This is a genomic window from Synechococcus sp. H55.9, from assembly GCF_047462355.1.
Taxonomy (GTDB): domain Bacteria; phylum Cyanobacteriota; class Cyanobacteriia; order Thermostichales; family Thermostichaceae; genus Thermostichus.
This window is the reverse complement of the sequence record NZ_JANSJB010000115.1, coordinates 1-6,446: the sequence shown is the minus strand read 5'-3', so window position 1 is coordinate 6,446 and position 6,446 is coordinate 1. Positions and strand designations below refer to the sequence as shown.

At 62.2% G+C, this 6,446-nt stretch carries 4 protein-coding genes and 2 pseudogenes; 2 read left to right on the top strand and 4 right to left on the bottom strand.

Features of this window, described 5'->3' with window-relative positions; all coding sequences use genetic code 11:
• Window positions 1-34: 34 nt before the first annotated feature.
• A pseudogene (locus NW857_RS11830) lies at window positions 35-859 on the top strand (serine/threonine protein kinase); the annotation flags it as partial.
• A 795-nt stretch (window positions 860-1,654) separates the two neighbouring features.
• Here NW857_RS11830 and NW857_RS11825 read toward each other — a convergent pair.
• From NW857_RS11825 to NW857_RS11815, 3 genes are all read right to left on the bottom strand, one after another.
• Entirely contained in the window at window positions 1,655-2,254 is a 600-nt protein-coding gene (locus NW857_RS11825; RefSeq protein ID WP_414335503.1) for a superoxide dismutase, read from the bottom strand.
• A gap of 156 nt (window positions 2,255-2,410) precedes the next feature.
• A complete protein-coding gene (locus NW857_RS11820) occupies window positions 2,411-2,770 on the bottom strand; it encodes a hypothetical protein (RefSeq protein ID WP_414335505.1) in 360 nt (119 codons plus the stop codon).
• On the bottom strand, window positions 2,767-4,725 hold the full coding sequence (locus NW857_RS11815) for a transglycosylase domain-containing protein (RefSeq protein ID WP_414369036.1): 1,959 nt from the start codon (window positions 4,723-4,725) through the stop codon (window positions 2,767-2,769). Before NW857_RS11815 ends, NW857_RS11820 begins: the two co-directional genes overlap by 4 nt.
• A gap of 157 nt (window positions 4,726-4,882) precedes the next feature.
• On the opposite strand from NW857_RS11815, the gene tyrS reads away from it, so the two are divergent.
• The gene (gene tyrS / locus NW857_RS11810) at window positions 4,883-6,136 is read left to right on the top strand and encodes a tyrosine--tRNA ligase (RefSeq protein ID WP_414335509.1); all 1,254 of its coding nucleotides are present in this window, start codon (window positions 4,883-4,885) and stop codon (window positions 6,134-6,136) included.
• 51 nt (window positions 6,137-6,187) lie between these two features.
• Here tyrS and NW857_RS11805 read toward each other — a convergent pair.
• Window positions 6,188-6,446 (bottom strand): annotated as a pseudogene (locus tag NW857_RS11805) (hypothetical protein); the annotation flags it as partial.

Below are 6,446 nucleotides of genomic sequence, written 5' to 3'. Positions count from 1 at the left end.
TTAAAATCGGAGGGTACATGCTCTTGGGCCGCTTATGAACCAGCTTGCTCCTGGAAAAGTGATCGGTCAGCGCTATCAACTGGTTCAGAACATTGCGGCAGGGGGCATGGGGCAGGTGTTCAAGGCTGTGGATACCCGCCTGTTCAATCGTCCGGTGGCGGTGAAGCTGTTGCACCAAAACTTGGCAGGCGATGAAAACACCTGCCGTCACTTGCTCAAGCGCTTTCAGCAGGAAATTCGCATCAGTACCCTGCTGGGGGAGCACCCGGCCATCGTCAAGGTGCTGGATTACGGTCTGGAGAACAACCAACCTTATTTGGTGATGGAATACCTGACGGGGCGCAGCTTGGGAGAACTGATGCTCAAGCACCCGCTGCTGCCCCCTCAGCAGGTGGTGAAGATCGCCCGCCAAGTGTGTGCCGGTCTCTACTATGCCCACAATTTGGAGACCGAGCAAGATGGCCACCTCATCAAAGGAGTGATCCATCGCGACATCAAGCCCAGCAATCTCTTTGTTTTGAAAGATGAGACCCTGGGAGAGACGGTCAAGATCCTGGATTTTGGCATCGCCAAGTTGCTGAGCGACGTTTCTTTGGCCCTCAGCACCCAAACCACCGGCTTTTTGGGGACGGTGCGCTACGCCTCTCCCGAGCAGGTGCGCGGCGAGGAATTGGATCCCCGCTCCGACATCTACTCGTTCGGCGTGGTGCTCTACCGCATGCTGACCGGGCAACACCCCCTACAGCCCAAGACCGATTCTTTTCCCGGTTGGTACGAGGCCCACAACTACCAACAGCCTCGGCCCTTCGACCGCTCCCAGTTGCCTCATGAGATCCCGCCGGCGCTGGAGGAAGTGGTGCTTGCTTGTCTGGCCAAAGACCCCGGCCAGCGGCCCCAGACCATGAAGCTCCTCAGCGACCAATTGGAGAGATCCCTGCAATCCCACAACAGCGCCGGATCTTCCCTCACGCCCCCTCCAACAACCTCGCCGTTTTCCGAGCGCACCCTGGCAGCCATCGATGATTGGGAAGGCGCCCAGCCGGACTCCAGGGACAGGCAGATCCCCCTCTGGGGAGGGATAGCTCTTTTTGCCGCCATTGCCGGGAGCACTTTTTGGGGCCTGCGTCTGCTTTTGAATCCGGGTACAGACATTCAGAGACCGCCTGCTGTTCCTTTGCCCTCTGACACCGATGAGCGGGAGGCCGGCCCAGATCCACTGCTGGACTGGCTGCTGCGGGATGGTGAGCCAGTGTTTGAAGATGATCCTGATCCGGTTCGGGAGAACCCTCAACCCGAACCCACGCCCACATCGCCACCCACCCCAGCCCACTTCACCGCCACCCACCCCTGCGCCTCCGCCCGTTGCAGCGCCGGCCCCCCCGCCCACTCCCATTCCCAGCACCCCCCTGCCGCCCCAGCCGGTCAATCGCCCCCTCTTTCCCCCCATCAACCGGGCCGCTCCTCCTGCTGCTGCCTTTCCCACCCCTGCCCAAAACCCTACGCCCAGCTTCCTACAACGCCTGCGCGAAGAGCGGGAACGCTTGGGGAAGGACTAAGCCGAAAAAAAGGGATCCCTGAGGATCCCCTGGCAAAGAGCTGGGCAAGGCTAGTCCTCGATGGGATCCCCCGTCAGAGGATCCCAGAAGAGGGTCAGTCAGGCGGCTGCCAGCCGGGCATTGGCGGCATCCCAGTTCACCAGGTGTTCCAGGTAGGCGCTGATGAAGTCGGGACGCCGGTTTTGGTAGTCCAGGTAGTAGGCGTGCTCCCACACATCCAGGGTGAGCAAGGGCACTTGGCCGTGCACCAGCGGGTTTTCGGCGTTGGGGGTTTTGGTGACCTTGAGGGTGCCGTTGTCCAGCACTAGCCAAGCCCAGCCGCTGCCAAACTGGGTGGCCGCCGCCGTTTTGAAGGCTTCCACAAACTTGTCGTAGCCGCCCAGGTCGGCGTTGATCTTGTCGGCGATGGGCCCCGTCGGCGCGCCGCCCCCACCCGGCTTCATGGATTCCCAGAAGAAGGTGTGGTTCCAGACTTGGGCAGCATTGTTGAAGATGCCCACTTTGTCGGGATCCCCAAACGTGGTCTTGATAATTTCTTCCAGGGACTTATTGGCCAGATCGGTGCCCTCGATCAGCTTGTTCAGGTTGGCCACGTAGGCGGCGTGGTGCTTGCCGTGGTGGTAGGAGAAGGTTTCCGCCGACATATAGGGCTTGAGGGCGTCGGCAGGGTAGGGCAGAGCTGGGAGTTCAAAAGCCATAATCGTCTGTCCTCTGTGTCTTGTGCAAGGAATGCAAGAAAGAACGCGGCCAAGGCTAAGGGTAAACCAGACAAAGGCGTTACCTTTCTTTGCAGTCTTAGTGTAACTCAGAACGATTACGCTTTGGGATCCCCTGGGCCCTTCGATGACCGGGGGCTAACGGGATCCCTGCCGCAGCAACTCGATCAGCAGGGGGGCGACATCCCGCAGCAGCGGGATCAAAACCGCTGTGATGGCGGCGATGGTAACCACATTGCGGGTGAAGTTGAGGGTGTCGCGGCTGAGCTGGAAAAACCGCTCGTCCCAGCGTTTGACCTCGGCTTCCAGACGTTCTTCTGCCTTAGCGACGCGCTCCTCGGCGTTGGCGATGCGTTCCTCAGCTCTGGCGATGCGCTCTTCGGTGCCGGCAATGGTCTGCAGCAGCTCTTGGTTTTGCCGGGCCAGTTGGGCGATGGCTTGAGCGTTGGCCTCGACGGTGCGCTCGATGCGCGCCAGCCGCTCCTCGCTATTGCTCATGGCCGGGGAGGGGAAAATTGCTGAGGGCTAGGGAAGTCTTGGGGTGGGATCCCTTGCAGGGCCTCGGCCATGAAGCGCTTCCAGGTGGGGGCGACAAAAGCGCCCCCTGCCGTGCCGGGCAGCATGGGGGAGTTGTTGTCGTTGCCGATCCAAATGGCGGTGGACAGTTGCGGCACATAGCCGATAAACCAGGCGTCGCGAAAGTCGGAGGTGGTGCCGGTTTTGCCTGCTACCGGTCGCCCATCGTCCAGACGGGCCGCGGTCCCGGTGCCCTGGGTCACCACCCCCTTGAGGATCTGGTTGAGGGTAGCCACCGCCCAGGGATCCAAAACCTGCTGCGGCTGGGGCTTGGCCTCGAAGAGAATCTGACCGTTGCGATCCACCACCTGGGCCAAGAAGGTTGGCTCCACCCGGTAGCCGCCATTGGCAAACACCGCATAGCTGGCCGCCATCTCCAGGGGGCTGATGCTGGCCGAGCCCAGGGCCGTGGCCAGGTTGGGGAACATCTCGGCGCTGATGCCCGTGGCCTGGGCTGCCGCGATGACGTTGCGGATCCCAACCTCATCTGCCAGCTTGACGGTGGGCACGTTGCGGGAGAGCTCCAAGGCGCGGGCAAAAGTGAGGGGGCCGTAAAAGGTGTTGTCGTAGTTTTTCGGGCTGTAGGGGGGCGAGCCGGGATAGGTGACAGGGGTGTCTTCCAGGATACTGCCAGGAGAATACCGCCCGCTGGCCAGGGCCGCGTAGTACACGTAGGGCTTGAAGGTGGATCCCGTTTGGCGAAAAGCCTGGGTGGCGCGGTTAAATTGGCCCCGTTGGGCGTTGATGCCGCCCACAAGGGCCTTGACATAGCCGGTGCGGGGATCCACTGCCGCCAGGGCCATCTGGTCGGCTCGGCGAGCGGCTGCAATGCGGGGCCCATCTTCGTTGACAATGCGCTCTGCCAAGCGTTGCAGCCGCAGGTCGATGGTGGCCTGCACCCGCAGCCCCCCCTGGAGAATTGCCTGCTCGCCATAGCGACGCCGCAGCTCGGCTTCGATGACGTCGGTGACCGCCGGGGCGTTGCTCTGGAAGGAGGTGATGCGGCCCAAGGTCAATTCTTGCTCGCGGGCTGCCTGGGCTTCTTCCGGGGTAATCCACTTCAGCTCCACCAGGCGATCCAGCACCAGCCGCTGCCGGCGTTTGGCTCCCTCCAGGTTACGGAAGGGGCTGAGGGTTTCTGGAGCCGGCAGGATCCCGGCCAACATCGCCGCTTCCGCCAAGTTTAGCTCTGCCGCATCCTTGTTGAAGTAGCTGCGGGCCGCCGCCTGGATGCCGTAGAGGTTGTGCCCCCAGTACACCTGGTTGAGGTACATCTCCAGGATCTCGTCTTTGGTAAAGACCTGCTCCAGCCGCACCGCCAGCACGACCTCGGCTACTTTGCGGCTGAGGGTGCGCTCCGGCCTCAAAAACAGGTTCTTCACCAGTTGCATCGTCAGGGTGGAGCCGCCTCCCGCTGAGCCCAAGCCCCCCTCAACGCTGCCCAGAAGGGCCCGGCCCAAGCTGACCGGGTTGATGCCGGGGTGGGTGTAGAAGTGGCTATCTTCAATGGCCAGCAGCGCCTTTTTCATCTCCGGCGAGACCTCGTCCAGCGAGATCACCTCCCGGTTGGCTTCCCCATGCAAGCTGGCAATCGGCTCGCCGCGAATATCGACAATGTGGGTGGTGGCCACCGGCACGTAGTCCCGCAGTTGGTGTACATCCGGCAGGTTGCGGAAGCTGATGGCCAACCCCATCAAGCCGGCGGCCGTCGCCGTAGATCCCAACAGCAGGGATCCCAGCAACAGATTGCCCACCGTGGCGGCAACCTGAGCCCTCCAGGAGGGGCGGGTGGGTGGGGCCGCGCCGGCGTACTCACCATACCCCAAGCGGGGGGAGAGATGGCCGCGAGCCCCCGAGCGTCTGCGACCGTAGGTCACGTCAAAAACTCCGTCACTTCAGCGTTGCGGAGCGACCGCAAGTCTGACCCATTATAGGGCGGTGCTTCTTGGGCCGGCAGGGGATCCTTTCTGGGTGGGGCGAAGCCGGGTGGGTGGATAGGCTTAAAATGGCTCATGGTGCACCTCGATCCAAGGGATGGAATCAACTCTAGGGACATCGCCAACTGCCCTCTCGTCGGCCCCAAGGGATCCCTGCATCGCCGAGATCGCCCAGCGGGGGGTGGCCGAGATCTTCCCGGGGGGGGCGGCAGCTCTGGAAGAGCGCTTGGCCACAACGGATCGCCCTTTGCGGGTCAAGCTGGGCATCGATCCGACGCGGCCAGATCTGCACCTGGGCCACGCGGTGGTCTTGCGCAAGTTGCGGCAGTTTCAGGATGCCGGCCACGTGGCCATTTTGCTCATTGGGGATTTTACGGCGCTGGTGGGGGATCCCACTGGCCAGTCGGAGGCGCGTCCCCGCCTGACGCCGGCAGAAGTGGAAGAAAACGCCCGCACCTATCTGGAGCAGGCTGGCAAGATTTTGGACTTTGCGACCCCTGGCCGGCTGGAGGTGCGCCGCAACAGCGAGTGGCTGGCCCGCCTCACCCTCAGCGAGCTAATCGAGCTGCAGGCCCAGATGACGGTGGGGCAGATGTTGGCCAAAGAAGACTTTGCCCAGCGCTACCAAGCTGGAACACCGGTGTACTTGCACGAATTCCTCTACCCCCTCCTGCAGGGCTACGACTCGGTGGCCCTGGCAGCCGACGTGGAGCTGGGGGGAACCGACCAGCGCTTTAACCTCCTGGTTGGCCGAGAGCTGCAGCTTTGGAAAGGCCAAACCCCGCAGTTTTGCCTGACGGTGCCGCTTCTGGAGGGCTTGGATGGCTACCAGAAAATGTCCAAGTCCAAAAACAACTACGTGGGCCTGACCGAGGATCCCCTCACCATGTACTCCAAGCTGGAGAAGGTGCCGGATCACCTGGTGGAGCGGTATTTTGAGTTGCTCACGGCGGTGCCCCCCTCAGAGCTGCCGGCAGATCCCCGTCAGCGCCAGATTCTCCTAGCCAAAACTCTGGTGGCCCAATTTCACTCCCCTGAAGCGGCAGAAGAGGCGCAGCGCACCGCCCAAGCCCTGGTGTTGCAAGGCAATCTCGTCGAGACGGGATCCATCCCCACCTTTGCCGTCGAGGGCTTGTCTTACCCGGCAAAACTCAGCTACATCCTGCGCGAGTCCGGCCTGTGCAAGAGCGCCGCCGAGGCCCGTCGGCAAATCCAAGGAGGCGCCGTGCGGCTGGACGGACAAAAAGTGGAGGATCCCGACTTGGAGTTTGCCAACGCTTCTGACCTGGTCGGGCGGGTTCTCCAGGTGGGCAAGAAGGCCTTCCGCCGCTTGGTGGTGGGCCCAGAGTAGTCAGCCCCCAACCCCTCTCCCTTGATGAGACCGGGAAGGGGGGATCAACCATTAACGGGTGGGGGTGGGCTTGAAACCGAGCCCGGCTTTTTTCTGCTTGGTCTTGGCTGGGGGATTGAACAGCGGTGAAGCCAACAAGGTTTGCGGGAAAACGGGCTCCGCCTTGGGCCGGATCGATCTCGCCTCCGCCACAGCTTCAGCGAGCTTCTGCCGCACCAGCTCTTGGGTCTCCAAGATATTGGGATCCGCCGCCCATTCCGGGGCTTCCCTGACCGGATCGTCTTCGGAAGTAAATTCCAAGTCGTAAACC

Excerpts from the sequence above, each read along its gene's own strand:
- NW857_RS11825 (WP_414335503.1), bottom strand. The coding sequence starts at position 2,254 with ATGGCTTTTGAACTCCCAGCTCTGCCCTACCCTGCCGACGCCCTCAAG.
- NW857_RS11820 (WP_414335505.1), bottom strand. The coding sequence starts at position 2,770 with ATGAGCAATAGCGAGGAGCGGCTGGCGCGCATCGAGCGCACCGTCGAG.
- tyrS (WP_414335509.1), top strand. The coding sequence starts at position 4,883 with ATGGAATCAACTCTAGGGACATCGCCAACTGCCCTCTCGTCGGCCCCA.